At 68.7% G+C, this 24580-nt stretch carries 25 protein-coding genes; all 25 read left to right on the forward strand.

From position 1 onward, the window contains the following. The first annotated feature begins 68 nt into the window (after positions 1-68). The 25 genes from RQG82_RS00690 (at position 69) to trpA (ending at position 24579) form a co-directional block, all read left to right on the forward strand. Positions 69-1646: a Rieske 2Fe-2S domain-containing protein gene (locus RQG82_RS00690; RefSeq protein ID WP_311257225.1), complete on the forward strand. Its 1578-nt coding sequence runs from the start codon at positions 69-71 to the stop codon at positions 1644-1646. A 1-nt stretch (position 1647) separates the two neighbouring features. Further along, the gene (locus tag RQG82_RS00695; protein WP_311257226.1) at positions 1648-2232 is read left to right on the forward strand and encodes a hypothetical protein; all 585 of its coding nucleotides are present in this window, start codon (positions 1648-1650) and stop codon (positions 2230-2232) included. 68 nt (positions 2233-2300) lie between these two features. Further along, positions 2301-2831, forward strand: coding sequence for a bifunctional pyr operon transcriptional regulator/uracil phosphoribosyltransferase PyrR (pyrR, locus tag RQG82_RS00700; protein WP_140037124.1), 531 nt, complete (start codon positions 2301-2303; stop codon positions 2829-2831). Beyond that, positions 2828-3793 carry an aspartate carbamoyltransferase catalytic subunit gene (locus RQG82_RS00705; protein ID WP_311257227.1) on the forward strand — a complete coding sequence of 322 codons (966 nt, stop codon included), beginning with the start codon at positions 2828-2830 and terminating at the stop codon, positions 3791-3793. Before pyrR ends, RQG82_RS00705 begins: the two co-directional genes overlap by 4 nt. Beyond that, entirely contained in the window at positions 3790-5094 is a 1305-nt protein-coding gene (locus RQG82_RS00710; protein WP_311257228.1) for a dihydroorotase, read from the forward strand. The genes RQG82_RS00705 and RQG82_RS00710 overlap by 4 nt, the downstream gene beginning before the upstream one ends. Further along, entirely contained in the window at positions 5091-5618 is a 528-nt protein-coding gene (locus RQG82_RS00715; RefSeq protein ID WP_311257229.1) for a hypothetical protein, read from the forward strand. Before RQG82_RS00710 ends, RQG82_RS00715 begins: the two co-directional genes overlap by 4 nt. Further along, positions 5615-6760, forward strand: coding sequence for a glutamine-hydrolyzing carbamoyl-phosphate synthase small subunit (gene carA, locus RQG82_RS00720; protein WP_056376910.1), 1146 nt, complete (start codon positions 5615-5617; stop codon positions 6758-6760). The genes RQG82_RS00715 and carA overlap by 4 nt, the downstream gene beginning before the upstream one ends. Continuing rightward, the gene (carB, locus tag RQG82_RS00725) at positions 6760-10047 is read left to right on the forward strand and encodes a carbamoyl-phosphate synthase large subunit (protein WP_311257230.1); all 3288 of its coding nucleotides are present in this window, start codon (positions 6760-6762) and stop codon (positions 10045-10047) included. The genes carA and carB overlap by 1 nt, the downstream gene beginning before the upstream one ends. Further along, positions 10044-10889 carry an orotidine-5'-phosphate decarboxylase gene (gene pyrF, locus RQG82_RS00730; protein WP_311257231.1) on the forward strand — a complete coding sequence of 282 codons (846 nt, stop codon included), beginning with the start codon at positions 10044-10046 and terminating at the stop codon, positions 10887-10889. Before carB ends, pyrF begins: the two co-directional genes overlap by 4 nt. Then, positions 10882-11790 carry a guanylate kinase gene (gene gmk / locus RQG82_RS00735; protein ID WP_311257232.1) on the forward strand — a complete coding sequence of 303 codons (909 nt, stop codon included), beginning with the start codon at positions 10882-10884 and terminating at the stop codon, positions 11788-11790. The genes pyrF and gmk overlap by 8 nt, the downstream gene beginning before the upstream one ends. 64 nt (positions 11791-11854) lie before the next feature. Continuing rightward, entirely contained in the window at positions 11855-12112 is a 258-nt protein-coding gene (gene rpoZ, locus RQG82_RS00740) for a DNA-directed RNA polymerase subunit omega (protein WP_042536631.1), read from the forward strand. Positions 12113-12205: 93 nt separating this feature from the next. Next, positions 12206-13399, forward strand: a complete 1194-nt coding sequence (gene metK / locus RQG82_RS00745; protein WP_311257233.1) for a methionine adenosyltransferase — start codon at positions 12206-12208, stop codon at positions 13397-13399. 29 nt (positions 13400-13428) lie between these two features. Continuing rightward, entirely contained in the window at positions 13429-15387 is a 1959-nt protein-coding gene (locus RQG82_RS00750) for a primosomal protein N' (protein ID WP_311257234.1), read from the forward strand. A 53-nt stretch (positions 15388-15440) separates the two neighbouring features. Further along, positions 15441-16361: a methionyl-tRNA formyltransferase gene (gene fmt / locus RQG82_RS00755; protein WP_311257235.1), complete on the forward strand. Its 921-nt coding sequence runs from the start codon at positions 15441-15443 to the stop codon at positions 16359-16361. Then, the gene (locus tag RQG82_RS00760; protein ID WP_311257236.1) at positions 16358-17914 is read left to right on the forward strand and encodes a transcription antitermination factor NusB; all 1557 of its coding nucleotides are present in this window, start codon (positions 16358-16360) and stop codon (positions 17912-17914) included. The genes fmt and RQG82_RS00760 overlap by 4 nt, the downstream gene beginning before the upstream one ends. 4 nt (positions 17915-17918) lie before the next feature. After that, positions 17919-18599, forward strand: a complete 681-nt coding sequence (gene rpe / locus RQG82_RS00765; RefSeq protein ID WP_311257237.1) for a ribulose-phosphate 3-epimerase — start codon at positions 17919-17921, stop codon at positions 18597-18599. Then, positions 18596-18859, forward strand: a complete 264-nt coding sequence (locus RQG82_RS00770) for a phosphoribosyl-ATP diphosphatase (RefSeq protein ID WP_311257238.1) — start codon at positions 18596-18598, stop codon at positions 18857-18859. The genes rpe and RQG82_RS00770 overlap by 4 nt, the downstream gene beginning before the upstream one ends. A 38-nt stretch (positions 18860-18897) precedes the next feature. Beyond that, a complete protein-coding gene (hisG, locus tag RQG82_RS00775) occupies positions 18898-19740 on the forward strand; it encodes an ATP phosphoribosyltransferase (protein WP_311257239.1) in 843 nt (280 codons plus the stop codon). Beyond that, on the forward strand, positions 19740-20501 hold the full coding sequence (gene hisF, locus RQG82_RS00780; protein ID WP_311257240.1) for an imidazole glycerol phosphate synthase subunit HisF: 762 nt from the start codon (positions 19740-19742) through the stop codon (positions 20499-20501). The genes hisG and hisF overlap by 1 nt, the downstream gene beginning before the upstream one ends. Beyond that, positions 20498-20857, forward strand: coding sequence for a phosphoribosyl-AMP cyclohydrolase (hisI, locus tag RQG82_RS00785; protein ID WP_311257241.1), 360 nt, complete (start codon positions 20498-20500; stop codon positions 20855-20857). Before hisF ends, hisI begins: the two co-directional genes overlap by 4 nt. Then, positions 20854-21444 carry a Trp biosynthesis-associated membrane protein gene (locus tag RQG82_RS00790; protein ID WP_311257242.1) on the forward strand — a complete coding sequence of 197 codons (591 nt, stop codon included), beginning with the start codon at positions 20854-20856 and terminating at the stop codon, positions 21442-21444. The genes hisI and RQG82_RS00790 overlap by 4 nt, the downstream gene beginning before the upstream one ends. Before the next feature lie 48 nt (positions 21445-21492). After that, positions 21493-21738: an HGxxPAAW family protein gene (locus RQG82_RS00795; RefSeq protein ID WP_290160720.1), complete on the forward strand. Its 246-nt coding sequence runs from the start codon at positions 21493-21495 to the stop codon at positions 21736-21738. Between the two features lie 2 nt (positions 21739-21740). Then, the gene (trpC, locus tag RQG82_RS00800; RefSeq protein ID WP_311257791.1) at positions 21741-22511 is read left to right on the forward strand and encodes an indole-3-glycerol phosphate synthase TrpC; all 771 of its coding nucleotides are present in this window, start codon (positions 21741-21743) and stop codon (positions 22509-22511) included. Next, positions 22511-23779, forward strand: a complete 1269-nt coding sequence (gene trpB, locus RQG82_RS00805) for a tryptophan synthase subunit beta (RefSeq protein WP_311257243.1) — start codon at positions 22511-22513, stop codon at positions 23777-23779. The genes trpC and trpB overlap by 1 nt, the downstream gene beginning before the upstream one ends. Then, positions 23776-24579 (forward strand): tryptophan synthase subunit alpha, encoded by an 804-nt coding sequence (gene trpA / locus RQG82_RS00810; RefSeq protein ID WP_311257244.1) that lies wholly within the window; start codon positions 23776-23778, stop codon positions 24577-24579. The genes trpB and trpA overlap by 4 nt, the downstream gene beginning before the upstream one ends. Position 24580 lies beyond the last annotated feature (1 nt).

Below are 24580 nucleotides of genomic sequence, written 5' to 3' on the forward strand. Positions count from 1 at the left end.
CGGCCGGGTCACCGCATCCGTCCAGGACCCCGTCGGTAGAATCGAACGGTTCACTTCAGGAGGAATGCATGCGGATCACGGGACTCGGCCACGCCGGGATGTTCATCGAGACAGTCGGCGGGAACATCATCTGCGACCCGGTTCTCGGGCCCTCGTTCTTCGGCTCGTGGTTCCCCTTCCCCGACAACCGCGCGCTCGACTGGGAGCGGTTCGGCCGTGAGGCGGACTTCCTCTACATCTCGCACCGGCACCGCGATCACTTCGATCCGGCGCTGCTCGAGCGCTACATCCGCAAGGACATCGAGGTGCTGCTGCCCGAGTACCCGATCGATGACCTCGAGCAGGATATCAGGGCGCTGGGCTACACGAACATCACCTACGCGCCGGCGGGGAAGATCATCGAGCGCGGCGATCTGAAGATCATGATCACGCCGCTGCGTGCGCCGAGCGACGGCCCCATCGGCGACTCGTCGCTGAGCGTCGACGACGGCACCGGATCGGTGCTCAACCAGAACGACTCCCACCCCCTCGACCTCGACACGCTGCTGCACTTCGGCAAGCCGGACGCGTACTTCACGCAGGTCTCGGGCGCGATCTGGTGGCCCATGGTCTACGACCTGCCGCTGGATGCGAAGCAGAACTTCGCGAAGCTCAAGCGCGACGCGCAGAACAAGCGCGCCATGTACTACATCGACAAGGTCGACGCACCGCACGTCTTCCCGATGGCCGGGCCGCCGATGTTCCTCCGCGACGATCTCTTCGACTTCAACGGTCTCGGGCGCAACGGCGAGTCGATCTTCACCGACCAGAAGCAGTTCCTCGCCCACATGAAGGAGCTCTCGCCGCAGTACGACGGGCACCTGTTCGTGCCGGGCACGGTCGTGACCGTCGACGCCGGTGAGGTGTCGACCGAGCAGTCGCTGTACACCGAGGCGGAGCTCGCCCACATCTTCGACGAGAAGTGGGAGTACCTCGAAGAGCAGCGGGCCTCACGTCAGCAGGAGATCCTCGACGAGGAGGCTTCGCGCGCCGAGGTCCTGCCGCCAGCCGAGATGCTCGAGGAGCTGAAGGCCTGGTGGGAACCGCTCCTGAAGAAGTCCCGCACGATCCGACTCGGAGTCGGCGGCTGCGTGCGATTCCGGATCGGCGACCTCGACATGGTCGTGGACTTCCCCCGGGCGAAGGTCCGCGAGTACGCGGGCGAGGAATGCATCTACTGGTACACGATCCCGGCCGACCTCGTCTCTACCAACATCCGCGATCATGAGATCGACTGGTCGAACTCGATCTTCCTCTCGATGCAGTTCCAGGTGGGACGCAGCGGCAAGTTCAACGAGTTCCTCACGACGTTCCTCAAGTGCCTCTCGGTCGACCGCATCGAGTACGTCGAGAACTGGTACCAGGAGCAGACAGATCAGACCGAGGATGCCGAGATCGGCGACTGGGTCGTTCAGCGCCGTTGCCCCCACCTGCGGGCTGACCTGACGAAGACCGGCAAGGTCGACGAAGACGGCGTACTGACCTGCAGCATGCACGACTGGAAGTGGGATCTCAAGACCGGCCGGTGTCTGTCGACGAGCGGCCACCCCATCCGTTCCACGAAGATCGACGAGGTCAGCGACGCTGTGCTCAGCGAGGCCAGCTGACGTGTCACGAACCCCGCATCCGCAGGGATCGGGTCGTGATGCCCGCACGTCGCGGCTCGAGCACCAGGGGCCGTTGCGTGGTGCGCGATGGATCGTGCGCTCCGACCCCGAGCGGCTCGTGCGCATCGCCGCCGACTTCTTGACCGGCGTGGGCTTCGAGTTCCGAGACGACGACTTCGACGGCGGTCTCCGCGCGCGAGGTTCGGAATGGACGGCGACCGCGCTCGAGATCGGCGACGAGAAGGGCTCGAAGCGCAGCTGGTGGCGGGGTCTGCTGACCGACGAGCTGCCGTTCCCGTTGCCCCATGCGCTGCAGCCCGTGCTGCCCCCGACGCTCGTCGTGGCCGCAGCACGGCCCGTCGTCGCCGGGGTCGCCGAGCTCGTGGTCTTCCCTCACACCTCGACACGCGGAGATGCGACGCATGCGCGGGCAGCGGCGCCACGGGTCACGGCCGCCCTGGAACAGATCACCGCGGCCGCCGGGGCCGAGGGTGCGATGCTCTCGCACGAGTCTCTCTCAGGCATGGCGAACGACGGGTCGCCCGCCTCGCAGGCCGTCGTGCGCGAAGTCCTGCAGTGGCGCTGAGCCGCGCTAGACTGAGTGCATCAAGCAACCTTTAACACCGTCCTGTGAGGCGGAGAAGGGAGCGGCCGATGAGTGCACGAACTGTGTTGCACGAAGCCGATATCTCGCGGGCTCTGACCCGCATCGCACACGAGATCCTCGAATCCAATCGAGGGGCTGAGAACCTCGTCCTGCTGGGCATTCCGACCCGCGGAGTCACTCTCGCCCATCGCCTGTCCGCTGTGATCGGCGAGATCGCGCAGACCACCGTCCCGGTGGGTGCCCTCGACGTCACGCTCTTCCGCGACGATCTCGCGAAGCAGCCGACGCGGTCTCCTCGTCCGACCGACATCCCCGCCGGTGGCATCGACGGCAAGACCGTCGTCCTCGTCGACGACGTGCTCTTCTCCGGCCGCAGCATCCGCGCCGCGCTCGATGCGCTGCAGTCGATCGGTCGCCCCTCGATCGTCCGCCTCGCGATCCTCGTCGATCGCGGCCACCGCGAGCTGCCGATCCGGCCCGACTTCGTCGGCAAGAACATCCCGTCCTCCCGTCAGGAGCGCGTCAACGTGCGGCTGGCCGAGCACGACGGCGCCGAAGAGGTGACGATCGAAGCATGAGACATCTCCTCGACACCCGTACCCTCGATCGCGAGACGGCTCTGCGCATCCTCGACGTCGCTGAGGACATGTCCGACACGCAGTCGCGCGAGGTCAAGAAGCTCCCGACCCTCCGCGGCAAGACCGTCGTGAACCTCTTCTTCGAGGACTCGACGCGAACCCGCATCTCGTTCGAAGCCGCGGCGAAGCGCCTGTCGGCCGACGTGATCAACTTCGCCGCCAAAGGCTCGAGCGTTTCCAAGGGCGAGAGCCTGAAGGACACCGCCCAGACGCTGCAGGCGATGGGCGCGGATGCCGTCGTCATCCGCCACCCCGCGTCAGGCGCGCCGCAGACCCTCGCCACGAGCGGCTGGATCTCGGCCGGCGTGGTCAACGCCGGCGACGGCACGCACGAGCACCCGACCCAGGCGCTTCTCGATGCGTTCACGATCCGCAAGCGGCGCTTCGGCGCTGACAGCCGGGGTCGCGATCTCGCCGGCATCCGGGTGGTGATCGTCGGCGACGTGCTGCACTCGCGGGTGGCGCGATCGAACGTCTGGCTGCTCGCCACGCTCGGCGCCGAGGTCACTCTGGTCGCTCCGCCCACCCTGGTGCCGCAGAACGTCTCGCTCTGGCCGGCGAAGGTCGTCTACGACCTCGACCAGGCTCTGGCCGAGGGGCCGGACGCCGTGATGATGCTCCGCATACAGCTCGAGCGCATGAACGCCGCATATTTCCCCACTGAGCGGGAGTATTCCAGGCGATGGGGTCTTGACGCACTGCGTGTGGCGGGCCTTCCGGACGGTAGCATTGTCATGCACCCCGGACCCATGAACCGCGGGTTGGAGATCTCCTCCGAAGCCGCCGATTCCCCGCGCTCGACCGTGCTGGAACAGGTGACGAACGGAGTGTCCATCCGCATGGCGGTGCTGTACCTGCTCCTTGCAGGAGAACGAGACGACGAACGAGGGGGAGACCAGTGAGCGAGACCCTCGTGATCACCGGCGCACAGCTTCTCGGTGCCGAGCGCGCCGACATCATCGTGGAGAACGGGCTGATCTCCGAGATCGGCTCCGGACTGAGCCGTGCGGGTGCACGGGTCATCGACGCCGACGGCTTGGTGGCCCTTCCCGGACTCGTCGATCTGCATACCCATCTGCGCGAGCCCGGCTACGAGGCCTCCGAGACGATCCTCACCGGCACCAGGGCGGCGGCGGCCGGCGGCTTCACAGCCGTCTTCGCCATGCCGAACACCTCGCCGGTGGCCGACACCGCCGGGGTCGTCGAGCAGGAGCTCGCGCTCGGTGAAGCGGCCGGGTACGCCACCGTGCAGCCCATCGGCGCCGTGACCGTGGGGCAGAAGGGCGAGCGTCTCGCCGAGCTCGGCGCGATGGCGACCTCCCGCGCCCAGGTGCGCGTCTTCAGCGACGACGGCTTCTGCGTCTTCGACCCGCTGATCATGCGTCGCGCGCTCGAGTACGTGAAGTCCTTCGGCGGCGTCATCGCCCAGCATGCGCAGGATCCCCGCCTCACCGAGGGCGCGCAGATGAACGAGGGCACCGTCTCGGCCGAGCTCGGACTCGCCGGATGGCCGGCCGTGGCGGAGGAGTCGATCATCGCCCGCGATGTGCTCCTCGCCGAGCACGTGGGTTCGCGTCTGCACGTCTGCCACCTCTCGACAGCGGGCTCGGTCGACATCATCCGCTGGGCCAAGAAGCGGGGCATCGACGTCACGGCCGAGGTCACCCCGCATCATCTGCTTCTCACCGACGAACTCGTGCGCGGGTACGACGCGCGCTACAAGGTCAATCCGCCGCTGCGTCGTGAGGAAGATGTGCTGGCGGTGCGCGAAGGCCTCGCTGACGGCACCATCGACATCGTCGCGACCGACCACGCGCCGCACCCGAGCGAGCACAAGTCGTGCGAGTGGCAGGCAGCCGCCAACGGCATGGTCGGACTCGAGAGCGCGCTGCGGGTCGTGCACCAGTCGATGGTGCAGACCGGCCTGATCGGCTGGGAGGACGTCGCTCGGGTGATGAGCGCGGCGCCCGCGCGCATCGGACGCCTCTCGGGTCACGGACTGCCTCTCGAGGCGGGCGCGCCCGCGCAGATCACGCTCTACGACCCGTCGGTCGCCGGCGTCTTCACCGAGTCGGACCTGCACGGTCGCAGCGTGAACTCGCCGTACCTAGGCCGCGACCTTCCCGGTCGAGTCGAGTTCACACTGCACCGCGGAGTCCTGACGGTCGACGGCGCAGACGTCGTCGAGGAGCTGAACGCATGAGCGCACGCGACATCGCCATCGCGATCACCATCGCAGCGGCGGCGCTCGTGCTCATCGTCATGTTCACCGCGTGGCGACGACGACTCCGACGCGACTCGGGTCTCGCAGCACCCCTCGGGGTGCCAGAGCACGCGGAAGTGATCGACCGTCACGAGGTGCTCTACGTCTCGACCACCAAGCACGACCAGCCGCTCGAGCGGCTGACCCTGCATCCGCTCGCCTACCGTGCCAGGGGAGAGGTCGCGGTCACCGACCGCGGGCTCGCACTCTGCCTCGACGGCGCGCCGACGGTCTTCCTCGCCTCCGCACGGCTCGCGAGCGTCGATCGTGCGACCGTGACGATAGACCGCGTCGTGGAACCGGGCGGACTCGTCCGCGTCGCCTGGAGCGCAGACGACGACACGATCGTCGACTCGTACCTCCGTCTCACAGACGGCGACCCCCAGAACTTCATCTCAGAACTGCAGCGCCTCGTCCCGGCCACGGACGACACCGCCGCCCCCGACACAGGAGCAACGTCATGACAGCCCTCCCCGAACCCGCCGTCCTCGTCCTCGAAGACGGGACCCGCCACACGGGCCGTGCATACGGCGCGCGGGGCACCACTTTCGGCGAGGTCGTCTTCGCCACCGGCATGTCCGGCTACCAGGAGACCCTCACCGATCCCTCGTACGCAGGCCAGATCGTCCTGCAGACGGCACCGCACATCGGCAACACCGGTATGAACGACGAAGACCGCGAGTCTCGTCGCATCTGGGTGGCCGGCTACATCGTCCGCGACCCCTCGCGCGTCGTCTCGAACTGGCGAGCCAACGCCTCGCTCGACGAGATCCTCGAGCGAGACGGCATCGTGGGCATCAGCGGCATCGACACCCGCTCGATCACCCGACACATCCGCTCGGCCGGCTCGATGCGCGGCGGCGTGTTCTCGGGCGACGCCGCGAAGATCGACCCCGAAGAGCAGCTGCGGCTCGTGCGCGAAGCCCCCGAGATGGCCGGTCAGAACCTCTCGTCGCAGGTCTCTGTCGACGTCGCCACGGTGACGACGGCGATGGGGGAGCGGGTCGGCAATCTCGCCGTCCTCGACCTCGGAGTCAAGCAGGCGACGATCGACAATCTCGCAGCCCGTGGCTTCGAGGTGCACGTGCTGCCCCAGGACGTCACGATCGACGACATCCGCTCGATCGACCCCGTCGCCGTCTTCTACTCGAACGGCCCCGGAGACCCCGCGGCGTCGGGCGACCATGTCGAGCTGCTGCGCTCGGTGCTCGACGACGGGCTGCCGTTCTTCGGGATCTGCTTCGGAAACCAGCTGCTCGGCAGGGCGCTGGGGCTCGGCACCTACAAGCTGCCCTTCGGCCACCGCGGCATCAATCAGCCGGTGCTCGACAAGTCGACCGGACGCGTCGAGATCACCGCTCACAACCACGGTTTCGCCGTGGAAGCGCCGCTGGAGGGTTCGTTCGACAGCCCCCACGGCTACGGCAAGGTCGAAGTCAGCCACGTCGGTCTGAACGACAACGTCGTGGAGGGCCTCCGCGCCCTCGACATCCCGGCGTTCTCGGTGCAGTACCACCCGGAGGCCGCTGCCGGCCCGCACGACGCCAACTATCTCTTCGACCGGTTCCGTGACATGGTCATCGCCAGCAAGAAGGACGCCAAGTAATGCCCAAGCGCGACGACATCAACTCCGTTCTCGTCATCGGCTCCGGCCCGATCGTCATCGGTCAGGCCTGCGAGTTCGACTACTCCGGCACCCAGGCGTGCCGTGTGCTCCGCGAAGAGGGCGTCAGGGTCATCCTGGTCAACTCCAACCCGGCCACGATCATGACCGACCCCGACTTCGCCGACGCGACGTACATCGAGCCGATCACGTGGCAGGTCATCGAGACGATCATCGCGAAGGAGCGCCCTGACGCGATCCTTCCGACCCTGGGCGGACAGACCGCACTGAACGCCGCGATCGAGCTGCACAACCACGGCATCCTCGAGAAGTACGACGTCGAGCTGATCGGCGCGAGCTTCGAGGCGATCAACAAGGGCGAGGATCGCCAGATCTTCAAGCAGCTGGTGCTCGACGCCGGAGCCGACGTCGCCCGCAGCATCATCGCGCACACGATGGACGACCTGCTCGAGGGTGCGGCCGAGCTGGGGTATCCGCTCGTCGTGCGCCCCTCGTTCACGATGGGCGGTCTCGGCTCGGGCTTCGCGTACGACGAAGAGGACCTCCGCCGCATCGGCGGAGCCGGTCTGCGCGATTCGCCGACCACCGAGGTGCTCCTCGAGGAGTCGATCCTCGGCTGGAAGGAGTACGAGCTCGAGCTCATGCGCGACACGGCCGACAACACGGTCGTCGTCTGCTCGATCGAGAACGTCGACCCCGTCGGCGTGCACACGGGCGACTCGATCACCGTCGCCCCGGCCCTGACGCTCACCGACCGCGAGTACCAGAAGCTCCGCGACATCGGCATCGACATCATCCGCGCCGTCGGCGTCGACACCGGTGGCTGCAACATCCAGTTCGCCGTCGACCCGAGCAACGGCCGCATCATCGTCATCGAGATGAACCCGCGCGTCTCGCGCTCGAGCGCTCTCGCCTCGAAGGCCACCGGGTTCCCGATCGCCAAGCTCGCGGCCAAGCTCGCACTCGGCTACCGCCTCGACGAGATCCCCAACGACATCACGGGTGTCACTCCGGCGAGCTTCGAGCCCACGCTCGACTACGTCGTCGTCAAGGTGCCGCGGTTCGCGTTCGAGAAGTTCCCGGCCGCCGATGCGACGCTGACGACCACCATGAAGTCGGTGGGTGAGGCGATGGCGATCGGCCGCAACTACGCGACCGCGCTGCAGAAGGCGCTGCGCTCGCTCGAGAAGCGAGGCTCGAGCTTCCACTGGGGCGAGGAGAACCGTTCGGCAGCCGAGCTGCTCGAGATCTCGAAGATCCCGACAGACGGTCGCATCGTCACGCTGCAGCAGGCGCTGCGCAAGGGCGCGACGGTCGAGCAGGCATTCGAGGCGACCGCGATCGACCCGTGGTTCATCGACCAGATCGTGCTGATCAACGAGGTCGCCGAGACCGTGCGCACGGCGCCGGAACTCGACGCTGCCACGCTCCGCTACGCCAAGGAGCACGGCTTCTCCGACGCGCAGATCGCACAGCTCCGGGGCGACCAGGAGGCTGAGATCCGCGGTGCGCGCCACGCCTTCGGCATCCGCCCCGTGTACAAGACGGTCGACACCTGCGCGGGCGAGTTCCCGGCTCTCACGCCGTATCACTACTCGAGCTACGACTTCGAGACCGAGGTCATCCCGTCTGAGCGCACCAAGGTCGTCATTATCGGATCGGGTCCGAACCGCATCGGCCAGGGCGTCGAATTCGACTACTCGTGCGTGCACGCGTCGTTCGCGCTCTCGGATGCCGGCTTCGAGACCATCATGGTCAACTGCAACCCCGAGACGGTGTCCACCGACTACGACACGTCGGATCGGCTCTACTTCGAGCCGCTGACGCTCGAGGACGTGCTCGAGGTGCTCGACGCGGAAGCCGCCAGCGGCACCATCCTCGGCGTGGTCTGCCAGCTTGGCGGCCAGACGCCGCTGGGTCTGGCCAAGGGCATCGAGGCCGCGGGCTACAAAGTGCTCGGTACGAGCCCCGCGGCGATCGACATCGCTGAGGAGCGCGAGCTGTTCTCTCAGCTGCTCGACTCTGCCGGTCTCATCGCACCGCGTCACGGCACCGCTGTGAACGCTGATGGTGCTGTGGCCGTGGCCGACGAGATCGGCTACCCCGTGCTCGTGCGTCCGAGCTTCGTGCTCGGCGGACGCGGGATGGAGATCGTCTACAGCGCGGAGTCGCTGCGCGAGTACTTCGTGCGCACGGCGGGCGAGGTCATCATCGAGGAGGGCAAGCCCCTGCTCGTCGACCGGTTCCTCGACGATGCGATCGAGCTCGACGTCGACGCGCTGTACGACGGCACCGATCTGTACATCGGCGGAGTGATGGAGCACCTCGAAGAGGCCGGCATCCACTCGGGCGACTCCAGCTGCACTCTGCCGCCGGTCTCGCTGGGCCGCACCGACATCGACCGGGTGCGCGAGGCGACCCTCGCGATCGCCAAGGGCGTCGGCGTCCGCGGACTGCTGAACGTGCAGTTCGCGATCAGCGCCGGCGTGCTCTATGTCATCGAGGCGAACCCGCGTGCGAGCCGCACGGTGCCGTTCGTCTCCAAGGCCCTGGGCATCCCGATGGCGAAGGCGGCGAGCCGCATCATGGTCGGCTCGACGATCGCCGAGCTGCGCGCCGAGGGCATGCTCCCCGAGAAGGACGGCTCTCGTGTGCCTCTCGATGCCCCGGTCTCGGTGAAGGAGGCCGTGCTTCCCTTCAAGCGGTTCCGCACGGCCGACGGCAAGACCGTCGACTCGATCCTCGGCCCGGAGATGCGCTCGACCGGCGAGGTCATGGGCATCGACCGTGACTTCCCGACCGCGTTCGCCAAGAGCCAGGCGGCCGCGTACGGCGGGATGCCGACCTCGGGCACCGTGTTCATCTCGGTGGCCGACTCCGACAAGCGCGCGGTGATCCTGCCGGCGCACCGTCTGCAGCAGCTCGGGTTCACGATCGTCGCCACCGAGGGCACAGCCGAGATCCTCTCGCGCAACGGCATCGCGGTGACCGTGGTCGAGAAGTACAGCGAGACCCAGGAGTCGGGCGCGACCAACATCGTCGACCTCATCAACGACGGGTCGATCGACATCGTCGTGAACACGCCTTCGGGGGGCGCGGCGCGCGCTGACGGCTACGAGATCCGCGCGGCGGCCGTCGCGGCCGACAAGGCGCTGTTCACAACGATGGCGGTGCTCGGCGCCGCGGTGAGCGGCATGGACGCAGCGCACGAGGGCTTCCAGGTGAAGAGCCTGCAGGAGTACGCACTCGACCGGAAGGCCGCTTTGTGAGCGCACGCTTCGGCGAACGGGTCCGTGCCGCCCTCGCGGCGCACGGCCCGCTGTGCGTGGGGATCGACCCGCATGCGGCGCTGCTCGCGGCCTGGGGGCTCGGTGACGACGCCTCCGGAGTCCGCGAGTTCGGACTGCGCACGGTCGAGGCCGCCGCCGGCCGCGCGGGGATCGTGAAACCGCAGGTGTCGTTCTTCGAGCGCTTCGGCTCCGCGGGTATCGCGGCCCTCGAAGACGTGCTCGCGGCTGCACGCGCGGCCGGGCTCGTCGTCATCGCGGATGCCAAGCGCGGGGACATCGGCTCGACCATGGATGCGTACGCCGCGGCGTGGCTCACGCCGGGGTCTCCGCTCGAGGCGGACGCCCTGACCGTGAATCCGTTCCTCGGGGTCGGTGCGCTCGACGGCGCCTTCGCTCTCGCCGAAGAGTACGAAAAGGGTCTCTTCGTGCTCGCCGCCACGAGCAACCCCGAGGCGCAGACGCTGCAGCGCTCGATCTCCGAGACCGGCCGCGCGGTGTCTGCGGACATCATCTCGGTCGTCTCGGCTCGCAACGCGGAGCACACGGACACAGGCGAGTGGGGGAGCTTCGGGTTCGTCATCGGAGCAACGGTGGACTGGACGGATGCCGGTATCGCCGCATTCGCGCCGATGGCGCCCATCCTCGCTCCCGGTTTCGGCACGCAGGGTGCGGCTCCCGCAGACCTCCACCGTCGATTCGGCTCGATGAGTCCTGCGATCATCGCGAGCGAGAGCCGCAGCATCCTCTCGGCCGGGCCCGCTGGTCTCGCCGCCGCCATCGACGCCCGCGTCGCAGAGTACAGGGAGGTCGGCCGTGGCTGAATCCCGTCCCGTTCCCGAGGTCGACCGCGCCGCCGCCGCACGCAAGGCAGTCGAGCGGCGCCGCGCCCGCGCATCCCTCAAGCGCGACCTGACGATGCGTGTCGTCACCCCGCAGTCCGTGCTCGCGCGGGCCACCGCCGACCCCGACTCGGTCGAAGGATCGATGCGCATCACGGACTTCCTGCTCGCCCTCCCCGCCATCGGCGCGGGGAAGCGCGACCGGATCCTGGCGGAGCTGCACATCTCGCCGGTGAAGCGACTCGGAGGGCTCGGCGTCAGGCAGCGGGTGGCGCTCTCGCACTGGCTCGACTCGCGCTTCCCGCTCCTTCAGCCGCGGGGGGCGCGAAGCCGCCTCCTTGTCCTCGCCGGTCCGACCGCGGTGGGCAAGGGCACGGTCGCAGCACACATCCGCGAGCACAACCCCGAGATCCACCTGTCGGTCTCGGCGACGACCCGTGCGCCGCGGCCGGGCGAGATCGACGGAGTGCACTACTACTTCGTCGACGATGCGGAGTTCGATCGGCTGATCGCCGAGGATGAGCTCCTCGAATATGCGGTCGTGCACAACAGGTCGCGATACGGGACTCCCCGTGCCCCGATCGATGCCGCACTGGCTGCCGGCAAGACCGTGCTGCTCGAGATCGACCTGCAGGGTGCCCGCCAGGTGCGCAAGGCCGAGCCGGCCGCGACGCTGATCTTCCTGCTGCCGCCGACCTGGGACGAACTGGTTCAGAGACTGGTCGGTCGAGGGACCGAAGGCGCCGAGGAACGTGCCCGCAGACTGCGCACCGCGAAGGTGGAACTCGCCGCGCAGAACGAGTTCGATCACCTCATCGTGAACGAGGACGTCGCCGCTGCGGCCGCAGAGGTCGTAGAATTGTCTTCAAGCTCTGCGCGCTGAGCGTTTTCGCGCGCCGTTGCACAGTCTTCGCGACGATCCCGTCGCCTGATCAGGAGGTCCCACCATGGCCGGACACCACACCAACGGAATCATCGATCCCCCCATCGACAACCTTCTCGACCGCGTCGACTCGAAGTACGAGCTCGTGATCTACGCCGCCAAGCGCGCCCGTCAGATCAACGACTACTACTCCGACCTCCACGAGGGAAACCTGTTCGACAACGTCGGCCCGCTCGTCGACTCGTCCGTCGAGGACAAGCCGCTGACCATCGCTCTGCACGAGATCAACGAGGACAAGCTCCGCCTCCGTCACGCCGAGTGACGTCCGATGACCGCACCGCCGACTGATGTCGGCGGTGCGGTCCATCATGGGAGCCACCCCCTTCCTGCTGTCCGATTCCGTTCTGGAGCCCTGATGAGCGCGCTGCGTCTGTTCACGTCCGAGTCCGTCACCGAGGGGCACCCAGACAAGATCTGCGACCAGATCTCAGACAGCATCCTCGACGGACTCATCGCGAAAGACCCCGGCTCGCGGGTCGCGGTCGAGACGCTGGTGACGACCGGTCTCGTGCACGTCGCCGGCGAGATCCGCACCGAGGCGTACGTCGACATCCCGACCATCGTCCGACAGGTCGTCAATCGCATCGGCTACACGTCGAGCGACACCGGCTTCGACGGAGACTCCTGCGGTGTGAGCATCTCGGTGGGGGAGCAGTCGACAGACATCGCCCACGGCGTCGACAACGCCCAGGAGCACCGCGACGGCTCATCCGTCGATCCGCTCGACGGACTCGGTGCCGGAGACCAGGGCATCATGTTCGGCTTCGCAACGAACGAGACGCCCCAGCTGATGCCGATGGCCGCGTGGACCGCACACCGCATCGCCGAGCGTCTCGCCGAGGTCCGCCGCTCCGGCTTGCTGCCGTTCCTCCGTCCAGACGGCAAGACGCAGGTCACGCTCGGGTACGACGGCTTCACGCCACAGACCGTCGACGCCGTCGTGCTGTCGACCCAGCACCACCCCGAGATCTCGCAGGACGAGCTCAAGGCGCAGGTGCGCGAGCACGTCATCGACCCGATCCTGGCGACCACGGGGCTCGACCTCGACGACATCACCTACTACATCAACCCGGCGGGCCCCTTCGTGACCGGCGGCCCCAAGGGCGACGCAGGGCTCACCGGCCGCAAGATCATCATCGACACCTACGGTGGCGCCGCGCGTCACGGTGGGGGCGCGTTCAGCGGCAAGGATCCGTCGAAGGTCGACCGTTCGGGCGCCTACGCGACCCGCTGGGTGGCCAAGAACGCTGTCGCGGCAGGACTGGCAGACCGGCTCGAGGTCCAGGTCGCGTACGCGATCGGCGTCGCACGTCCGGTGGGTCTCTACGTCGAGACCTTCGGCACAGGCAAGGTGTCAGACGAGGCGATCACGCGCGCGATCAACGACGTCTTCGATCTCCGTCCTCAGGCGATCATCGAGCAGCTCGATCTGCTGCGCCCGATCTATGCGCAGACAGCCGCCTATGGGCATTTCGGTCGCGAGCTGCCGGAGTTCACCTGGGAGCGCACCGACCGCGCTGAAGAGCTGCGGCGCGCTGCAGGCCTCTGACGGAGCGCGGGCCTGATGGCGATCCGCTCATGACGGCCGAGAGCCGTCGCATCGCGCGCGTTCTGCTGGACTCGCCGCTTCCGCAGCTCGATCGGCTCTTCGACTACGCGCTGCCGGCAGAGCTCGGAGACGTGCCGATCGGGGTGCGCGTGCGCGTGCCGCTTCGCACCGCCGGTCGGGTGATCGACGGGTACGTGGTCGAGATCGACACCGAGGACGACGCCGACAGGCCGCTCTCCGAGGTCGAGAGCGTCGTCTCGCAGGTTGCCGTGCTGCCCGAGCGCACCTACCGGCTGGCTCGTCGTGCAGCCGACCGCGCGGCGGGCTCGGCGTCGGATGTGCTGCGTCTCGTCATCCCCAAACGTCAGGTGCGGGTCGAGAAGGCGTGGACCTCAGACGCGCCGGCGCCGGTGCCGATCGATGACGCCGTCGCCTCCGCCGCTTCGCTCATCGCCCTGTACGACCGTCTCGAAGAGGTTCTCAAAGACGCCGGCAGGGCTGCTGTGGAGGCCATCCCGGTGCATCACCGGGGCGAGCCGGGCTGGGCGGCTCTGCTCGCATCGACGGCGACGCGGATGCTCGCGGCCGGACGCTCCAGCATCCTGATCGTGCCGGATCATCGCGACCTCGATCTGCTGCTCGCTGCCCTCGGGTCGCTCGTTCCGCCCGAGGCCGTCGTGCGATACGACTCACGGCAGACCAACCCCGACCGATACCGCTCGTTCCTCAGATCGCTCGAGGATGCGCCGTGCATCGTGGTCGGCAACCGCTCTGCCGTGTACGCGCCGGTGCGCGCCGGGCTCGTCGCCGTGTGGGACGACGGCGATCCGCTGCTCGGCGAGCCGCTCGCGCCCTACATCAACGCGCGCGATGCGGCACTGCTCCGTCAGGAGCAGGAGGACTCCGCCTTGCTGTTCGTCGGCCACACCCGCACGACGGACGTCGAGCGCCTCGTCGCGCACGGCTATCTGCAGGACGTGCGGGCCGCGCGGCGCGTGATGCCGAGGGTGATCCTGAGCACTGCGCAAGAGATGGATGCGCCGACGGCGCAGCGGATGCCGTCGTCGGCCTTCCTCTCGGCACGCAACGCCGCGTCCGAGGGGCCGGTGCTCGTGCAGGTCTCTCGCCCGGGATTCGCGCCGTCCCTCGTGTGCGCGGAGTGCCGCGCCCCCGCCAGATGCGCGCACTGCGGCGGACCCCTGGGCGCCAAGCATCGCGGCGCCGTGCCAGTATGTGCCTGGTGCGGCCGGGGCGCGCGAGCCTGGGCGTGCCCGACGTGTTCGTCGACCAAGCTGCGTCTGGCGTCCTCGGGCAGTGAGCGGACCGCCGATGAGCTGGGCAAGGCGTTCCCGGGCGTCCGGGTGATCGTGGCCGACAGCGCGCACCCGGTCGAGCACGTCGCGGACAAACCGGCGCTGATCGTCGCGACGCGCGGCGCCGAGCCGCTCGCCGAAGGGGGCTATCGTGCAGTGGTGCTGCTCGACGGTCCGCGGATGCTTCAGGCCCCAGACCTTCGCATCGGTGAGGCCTGCCTGCGGTGGTGGTCGAACGCGGCCGCACTCGCGGCGCCAGGCGCGCCCATCCACCTCGTCGGGGTCGACGGCACGATCGCCCGAGCGCTCGCGACCTGGAACCACTCGGGGTACGCACGTGGCGAGCTCGCGGAGCGCGCACCGCTGCACATGCCTCCGGCCGCGCGCGTCGCCCTGGTCGAAGGGTCCGCCGCGGCCGTCGGCCGGGCGCTGGCTTCGTTGCAGGAGCTCGCCCTGCCGTCTGACGCGGTCCTGGGCCCGGTCCCCATCGAATCCGACGACTATCCGCCGCGCGTGCGCGCGCTCGTACGGTTCGAATACGGTGCCGGAGTCAAGGTCGCGGCGACGCTGCGAGCCTCCGTCGTCGCCGAAGCCGTCAGCAATCGTCGAGGCAAGGGCAAGTCGACTCGGAGCACGCTCTCGGTTCGGCTCGATATCCTCGATCCAGAGCTCTGATCATTCCGATCCGATCTCACCCGATCCACATCGCATCCCTCCGGAGCACCTTCATGCGTCTCGTCTTCGCCGGCACACCATCGGCAGCCGTCCCCACCCTCCTGCGTCTCGCGGCAGAGCACGACATCGCGGCTGTGGTCACGCGACCCGATGCGCCCGTGGGGCGCAAGAGGGTTCTGACGCCGTCACCGGTCGCTCAGGCGGCAGCCGACCTCGGTCTGCCGATCATCAAGGCTGCGCGGCTCGACGACGAGGCGACAGAAGCCATCGCCGCCCTGCGGGTCGAGCTCGGCGTGATCGTCGCGTATGGCGGTCTCGTGCGCGAGCCGCTGCTCTCCACTCCGGCGAAGGGGTGGATCAACCTGCATTTCTCGCTCCTGCCCCAGTGGCGGGGCGCGGCTCCCGTGCAGCGCGCGCTGATCGCCGGCGATGCCCATCTCGGAGCGAGCGTCTTCCAGCTCGTTCCCGCCCTCGACGCGGGCGATGTCTTCGCGACCCGCGTCGTCGATGTGGCACCCGGAGCTACGGCCGACGCGGCGCTCGCGACCCTGGCCATCGACGGGGCACAGCTGACGGCAGAGGTCGTGCAGTCCATCGCCGACGGCACGGCGCAGTCGGTGCCGCAGCACGGCGAGCCGACGCTGGCACCGAAGCTGACGCTCGACGACGGGCTGCTCGACTGGAGCCAGCCTCTCACCCAGGTGTTCGCGCGCTTCCGCGGCGTCACTCCCGAGCCCGGAGCGCACACCACCGTCGACGGGATCCGCCTGAAGATCCTCGAGGCTGCACCAGCGAGCGACGACGTCACGCTCGAACCGGGCGAGATCGCTGCGACGAAGTCGGCGCTCCTCATCGGCACCGGCTCAACGCCCCTCTCGGTCACTCGTGTGCAGCCGTCGGGCAAGGGGGCCATGAACGCGGTCGACTGGTGGCGGGGCCAACGCGACACCGATGGTCTGCGAGCCGGAGCATGAGCGGCGAGGGCGACGCGAAGCGTCGCGACGGTCGTCCGGGCGGTTCGCAGGGCCGGTCGCAGGGTCGCCCCCACGGGCAGCGTGGCGGTCAGGCGCGGGGTGGTCAGTCTCAGGGCCAGCGTGGCGAGGGCCAGCGCGGCGACCAGCAACGCGGGCCGCAGCGCACGGTGCAGCCCGCTCGTCGAGTGGCCTACGACGTCTTGCGAGCGGTCTCCGAGTCGGATGCCTACGCCAACTTGATCCTGCCTCCGGCGATCGCCGAGGCGCGACTCGACCCGCAGGATGCCGCCCTCGCGACAGAGCTCGCGTACGGAACCCTTCGTCGTCGTGGCACCTACGACGCGATCATCGCCGCGGCCGCCGATCGTCCGGCGGAGGAGATCGACCCCGCCGTCCTCGACGCACTGCGACTGGCGACCCATCAGCTGCTCGCCACACGGGTCGCCTCTCACGCAGCCGTGAACGAGTCGGTGAACCTGGTCGCCTCGACGCAGGGCCGAGGAGCATCGAGCTTCGCGAACGCCGTGCTGCGCAGGATCTCCCGCGAGACACCGGGGGAGTGGGAGGAGCGCATCGAGAGCTCGGCGAGGTCCGATGACGAGCGTCTCGCACTGCGCTCCGCGCACCCGGTCTGGGTGATCCGAGCGCTGCGACGCGCTCTGGCGGCCGAGGGACGCGCCGACGAACTCGACGATCTCCTCGAGGCCGACAACGCGTCGCCGGAGGTGACGCTGGTGGCGCTCCCCGGACTCGCAGAGCCGGGTGAGCCACGGCGTCCGTATGCGCCGACGGCCTACGGGTCGCCCGGTGGCGACCCACATCGTTTGATCGCCGCGACCGGCGGCACCGTCCGCGTCCAGGATGAGGGCTCTCAGCTGGTGGCGCTCGCCCTGACGGCGGCCGCGCCGATCACGTCGGGCGAGCGCTGGCTCGACCTGTGTGCCGGCCCGGGTGGCAAGACCGCGCTGCTCGCTGCCATCGCCCGCGAGCACGACGTCACGCTCGAGGCCAACGAGGTCATCCCGACACGGGCACGTCTCGTGCGCAACGCCCTGCGCGGCGTGCCGGGCGAGGTCGTGGTGCATGAGGAGGACGGTCGCTCGTTCGGCGCCACCCACCCCGGCGCATTCGATCGCATCCTCGTCGATGCACCGTGCACCGGTCTCGGTGCGCTCAGGCGGCGTCCGGAGGCGCGCTGGCGCAAGACCCCCGCCGACGTCGCCGAACTCGTGCCGCTGCAGGTCGAGCTGCTGAGCTCCGCACTCGACGCGCTCGCGCCGGGCGGGATCGTCGCGTACGTGACCTGCTCACCGCATCTCGCCGAGACCACGGGCGTGGTTCAGGAGGTGCTCCGAGGCCGCACCGACATCAGCGAGATCGATGCGCGTGCCGTGCTCCACGGCGTCTCCGACTCGCCGATCGACCTCGCGGACGACGGTTCCGGTCGGGTGCAGCTGTGGCCCCATCGCCACGGCACCGATGCCATGTTCCTCGCCCTTCTGCAGCGCAGCGCCAGCGAGCAGGGCGACGCGAGCTCCGAAGAGAGAGACTAGAGACGTGGACCTCCCCAGCGCACCTCGCATCAACCCCAGCATCCTGGCCGCCGACTTCGTGAACATGCAGCGCGATCTCGCCAAGATCGCGACTGCGGACTTCGCGCATGTCGATGTGATGGACAACCATTTCGTGCCGAACCTCACGTTCGGGCCGCAGATGGTCGAGCGAATCCAGGCGACCAGCCCCATCCCGCTCGACGTGCACCTGATGATCACTGAGCCCGAGCGCTGGGCCCCCGCCTACGCCGAGCTGGGAGCCGCCAGCGTCACCTTCCACCTCGAGGCCGCGGCGGATCCGATCTCGCTCGCTCGCACTCTGCGCAGCATCGGCGCGCGCGCGGGTGTGGCGATCAAGCCGGACACCCCCGCGGAGGGGTTGTACAGCGTGCTCGAGGAGTTCGACCAGATCCTCGTGATGACCGTCGAACCCGGGTTCGGCGGGCAGGGGTTCATGCACGAGACGATGCCCAAGCTGCGTGCTCTCGCCGATGAGGCCAAGCGCCGCGGATCCAACGTCTGGCTCCAGGTCGACGGCGGCATCTCGGATGCGACGATCGAGGCCGCCGCCGCAGCGGGCGCCGACACGTTCGTCGCAGGATCCGCGGTCTACGGGGCTGACGACGTCGAGGCGGCCGTCACCCGGCTCAGAGACCGCGCCAGAGCCGCTAGCCTGGAATCGTGAAGACTTTCGACGAGCTGTTCGCCGAGCTCAGCGTCAAGGCCGTGACCCGCCCAGAGGGGTCGGGTACGGTCGCGGAGCTCGACGGCGGCGTGCACACGATCGGCAAGAAGATCGTCGAGGAGGCCGCCGAAGTCTGGATGGCATCCGAGTACGAATCCGAGGAGGCCGCTGCGGAGGAGATCTCGCAGCTGCTCTACCACGTCCAGGTGATGATGATCGCGAAGGGCCTGAGCCTGCAGGATGTCTACCGACATCTGTGAAGCGCTCCGCCCCACTCGCTTCGATCTGAAGGCTCCCCATGCTGCGCATTGCTGTTCCCAACAAGGGCTCTCTCTCCGAGACGGCCGCCGACATGCTCGCGGAGGCCGGCTACGCCGGTCGCCGTGATCCCAAGACGCTCCACGTCGTCGATGCCGACAACGACGTCGAGTTCTTCTATCTCCGCCCGAAGGACATCGCCACCTACGTCGGCTCAGGCGCCATCGACGTCGGAATCACGGGTCGCGATCTCCTCCTCGACGCTCGCATGCCCGGTGCACGCGAGATCGAGGCGCTCGGCTTCGCCGGGTCGACGTTCCGCTTCGCCGCACCCTCGGGACGCTACACCGACGTGTCAGAGCTCGACGGTCTGCGCATCGCGACGTCGTACCCCGGTCTCGTCGATGCGTTCCTCGATGAGCGCGGCATAGCGGTCGACCTCGTGCCGCTCGACGGCGCAGTGGAGTCGGCCGTGCGCCTCGGTGTCGCAGACGCCGTCGCCGATGTCGTAGAGACGGGCACGACGTTGCGTCAGGCAGGGCTTGACGTCTTCGGCCCTGTCATCCTGCAGTCCGAGGCCGTGCTGATCGCCGGCCCGCACGATGCGGAGGGCGCTGACACGCTTCTGCGCCGTCTGCGGGGTGTCATGGTGGCCCGCCGGTTCGTGATGATCGACTACGACCTGCCGCTGGCTCTGCTCGACGACGCGGTGAAGATCGCCGGCGGCATCGAGTCGCCCACTGTCTCGCCGCTTCGCGACCCGGAGTGGGTCGCCGTCCGCGTCATGGTCGCGCGTGCGCGGGTCAACCCCGTGATGGACGCGCTGTACGCGCTCGGCGCTCGCGCGATCCTCGTCACGGCGATCCACAACGCGAGGCTCTGATGACGCTCGCGAGTCGCGTCATTCCGTGCCTCGACGTCGCCGCAGGTCGCGTCGTCAAGGGCGTCAACTTCGAGAACCTGCGCGACATGGGCGACCCCGTCGAGCTGGCGCGCCACTACGCGGCGCAGGGCGCTGACGAGATCACGTTCCTCGACGTCACCGCGACCGTCGATGCCCGTGCGACGACGTACGACGTCGTGCAGCGCACCGCTGAGCAGGTGTTCGTGCCGCTGACGGTCGGCGGGGGAGTGCGCAGCGTCGACGACGTGGCGCGGCTGCTGTCGGTCGGTGCTGACAAGGTCGGCGTCAACTCGGCCGCCATCGCCCGCCCTGAGCTGATCGGCGAGATCGCCGACCGCTTCGGCGCGCAGGTCCTGGTGCTGTCGCTCGACGTCAAGCGCGCACCCGGCACGCTCTCCGGCTTCGTGGTCACCACCCACGGCGGACGCACCCAGACGACCCTCGATGCGCTCGACTGGGCGCGTGAGGCGGCAGAACGCGGGGCAGGCGAGCTGCTGGTCAACTCGATCGACGCCGACGGCACGCGTGACGGCTTCGACCTCGAACTGGTCAAGCTCATGCGAGAGGCCGCCTCTGTGCCGGTGATCGCCTCGGGCGGCGCGGGCAAGGCCTCCGACTTCGCCCCGGCGATCAAGGCAGGAGCCGATGCGGTGCTGGCAGCCAGTGTGTTCCACACGGGCGCGCTCACGGTCGGCGACGTCAAGGACGCGCTGCGCGCGGAGGGAGTGCTCGTCCGATGAGCGATATCGAGGGGCGCATCGCTCAGGTCGCCTTCAACGACGACGGCCTCGCGCCGGTGATCGTGCAGCAGTGGGACACGGCAGAGGTCCTCATGCTCGCATGGGTCGATGCCGAGGCGCTGCGCCGCACCCTCACCACGGGCCGCGCGGTGTACTGGTCGCGCTCCCGTCAGGAGTACTGGCGCAAGGGAGACACCTCTGGGCACATCCAGGTGGTGCACGAGGCGAGACTCGACTGCGATGGCGACGCGATCCTGCTGCGCGTCGACCAGACCGGCCCCGCCTGCCACACCGGCACCCGCACCTGCTTCGACACGACGGACCTGCACGCCGTCGAGGGGAGCTCTGCCGAGTGACTCTCGCGCACAGGGGCCGTTCGATCGCCGTCTCGGGGTTCCTTCTCTCGGGCGCGATCGGGATCATCTCCTCGACCCAGACGTGGCTCACGGTCGAACGTGCGGATGCCGGGGAGGCGATCCTCGTGCCCGGGGCATCCGCGCTGCCGCTGCTCGCTCCTCTGAGCCTCGCTGTGCTGGCGCTCGGCATCGCGCTCTCGATCGTCGGCCCGGTGGTGCGACTCGTGTTCGGCGTGCTCGCCACCGCAGCCGCGCTCTTCCTCGGCTGGACGACTCTGCAGCTGCTCCTGACCGCGCCGCTGAGCGCTGTCGGCCCCACCGTCACCGAGACGACCGGGCTCGCCGGCAGCACGGCGATCGCCGATGTCGTCGCCGGCATCGAGCTCTCGGCCTGGCCCGTGATGACGCTCATCGGCTGGGTCATCCTGCTGGCGGCATCCCTCGTCGTGCTCCTCACCTGGCGGCGCTGGAAGCGCGGAGGACGCCGCTATCGCACCGATGCCGCACATGTCGACCAGACCGCCGGGCCCGTGGACGCGATCGATTCGTGGGACGACCTGTCGCGCGGAACCGACCCGACACGATGACCCCGATAGACTTGATCCGAACCAGCACGTCGTCCCCCGGAGGAGACCATGACCAACCCGATCGCTGACCCCGGCCACGGACACTCGCCTGCCGCATGGACGGGCGTCATCATCATGCTCGCCGGCTTCACGATCGGCACGCTGGCGTTCTGCCTCGCCGAGTTCAGCCCCGTGTGGGTCGCCCTGATCTGGGTGGGTGCCGCGATCGTCCCGATCGGTGCGCTCGTGGGCTGGCTGCTGTCGCGGGCCGGTTACGGCGTGAAGGGCCCCAAGTACTCGCCGAAGGCGCACTAATGGTGCTCGCCGACCTCACGGCCGGCGCAGTCGCAGACGCTGAACGTCGCGCTCTCACCCGGCCTCTGGCCGACGTGGAGCGCGATGCTCTCGCACGCCCCGCCGCCAAGGATGCGCTCGCGTTCCTCGCTCCCTCCGAGCGCGTGAAGATCATCGCCGAGGTGAAGCGCGCCAGCCCGTCCCGCGGCGCCCTCGCCGAGATCCCCGACCCGGCACTCCAGGCGTCTCTGTACGAGACGGGCGGTGCATCTGCGATCAGCGTCCTGACCGAAGAGCGTCGATTCGGCGGCAGCCTCGCCGACCTCGAGGCCGTCACGGCCCGCGTGTCCCTGCCAGTGCTGCGCAAGGACTTCATCGCGAACCGATACCAGGTGCTCGAAGCCCGCGCGGCCGGTGCCGACCTCGTGCTGCTGATCGTCGCCGGGCTCGACCCGCACGTGCTCCATGATCTGTTCGGCTTCATCACCGAGCTGGGCATGACGCCGCTCGTCGAGACGCACTCGGCCGACGAGCTCGAGGTCGCGATCGATCTCGGTGCGCCGCTGATCGGCGTCAACGCCCGCGATCTGACCACACTCGAGCTCGACCGCGATCTCTTCGGCCGTCTCGTCGACCGCATCCCGGACTCCGCGGTCAAGATCGCCGAGTCCGCGGTCCTCACACCTGCAGATGTCACGCACTACCGCTCAGCGGGTGCTGACGTCGTCCTGATCGGGGAGGCGCTCGTCACGGGCGACCCGGTCGCCACACTCAAGAGCTTCCTGGAGGCGTGATGAGCCTGCGAGATCAGCATGGTCCCCTGTTCGGCGAATACGGCGGGCGTTACATGCCCGAGTCGCTGATCGCCGCGATCGACGAGCTTGCAGCGGCATACGCCGATGCGATCGTCGACCCGGTGTTCCGCGCAGAGCTGGCGTCGCTGCTCAGCTCGTACGCCGGGCGTCCGTCTCCGCTCACCGAGGTCGCCCGGTTCGCCGAGCACGCCGGTGGTGCGCGGGTCTTCCTCAAGCGCGAGGACCTCAACCACACCGGCTCGCACAAGATCAACAACGTGCTCGGCCAGGCGCTGCTGACCAAGCGCCTCGGCAAGAAGCGTGTGATCGCCGAGACGGGCGCGGGCCAGCACGGCGTCGCCACGGCGACGGCAGCGGCCCTCTTCGGTCTCGAGTGCACGATCTACATGGGTGAGGTCGACACCGAGCGCCAGGCGCTGAACGTCGCTCGGATGCGGCTGCTCGGCGCAGAGGTCGTCGCCGTCACCTCAGGATCGCGCACCCTGAAGGATGCGATCAACGACGCCTACCGCGACTGGGTCGCGTCGGTCGAGACCACCAACTACATCTTCGGCACCGCCGCAGGCCCGCACCCGTTCCCCGCGATGGTCCGCGACTTCCAGAAGATCATCGGCGAGGAGGCGCGACAGCAGCTCCTCGACGAGGTCGGGCGCCTGCCCGATGCTGTCATCGCCTGCGTCGGAGGCGGCTCGAACGCGATCGGGATGTTCGACGCCTTCCTCGACGACGAGGGCGTGAAGCTCTACGGCGTCGAAGCCGCCGGTGATGGCGTCGACTCTCCGCGGCACGCGGCGTCCATCGAACGTGGGCGCCCGGGAATCCTGCACGGTGCGAAGACCTACGTTCTGCAGGACGATGACGGCCAGACCGTCGAGTCCCACTCGATCTCCGCCGGTCTCGACTACCCGGGTGTCGGCCCCGAGCACTCCTGGCTCGCCGACATCGGTCGCGCCGAGTACATCCCCGCGACCGACGACGAGGCCATGCAGGCACTGCGTCTGCTGAGCCGCACCGAGGGCATCATCCCGGCGATCGAGTCGGCACACGCGCTTGCGGGCGCTCTGCGTCTGGGTCGTGAGATGGGGCCCGATGCGGTGCTCGCCATCTGCCTCTCCGGCCGCGGAGACAAGGACATGGACACCGCCGCACGCTACTTCGACCTCTACGATGCCGAGGCGCTCGCGCACGATGTCGAGGACGAGAGCGACGCAGAAGCAGCCGCGTCCAAGGGGGAGCCGGAACTATGAGCCGCGTGGAACAGGCGATAGCCGCAGCGCATGAGGCCGGTCGCAGCGCGTTCGTCGGATACCTGCCGGTCGGGTTTCCCGATCTCGAGACGAGCATCCAGGCCGCGATCACCCTCGCCGAGAACGGCGTCGACATCATCGAGCTCGGCCCGCCCTACAGCGACCCTGTGATGGACGGCGCGGTGATCCAGGAGGCGACCACCGCGGCGCTCGCGAACGGGTTCAAGATGAAGCACCTCTTCACCGCCGTGCGCGCGATCACCGCCGCCACCGACGTGCCCGTGCTGGTCATGACGTACTGGAACCCGGTGTTCCAGTACGGCGTCGATCGTTACGCCGACGACCTGCTCGCGGCCGGCGGCGCCGGGCTCATCACCCCCGACATCACCCCGGAGGTCGCAGGGGAGTGGATCGCCGCGAGTGAGCGGACGGGTCTCGACCGCGTCTTCCTCGCGGCCCCCACCTCGACGGACGAGCGGCTCGAGCTGGTCGTGAAGTCCTCGACCGGATTCGTCTACACCGTCTCGACCATGGGCATCACCGGTGAGCGCACCGAGCTCGACCGGGCTGCCCGCACGCTCGTCGGCCGCCTGCGTGAGCACGGCGACGTCCGGGCCTGCGTCGGCATCGGAATCTCGACCGCCGAGCAGATCGCCGGAGTCTCCGAATACGCAGACGGCGCGATCGTCGGCACCGCCCTGGTCCGCGCTCTCCGCGACGGCGGCATCCCCGCTCTCGCAGAGGTCACCCGAAACCTGGCAGTCGGCACGTCGTCGGCACGCCCCGTACACGAGAACTAGA

This window comes from Microbacterium sp. WCS2018Hpa-9, from assembly GCF_031843745.1.
Classification (GTDB): Bacteria; Actinomycetota; Actinomycetes; order Actinomycetales; family Microbacteriaceae; genus Microbacterium.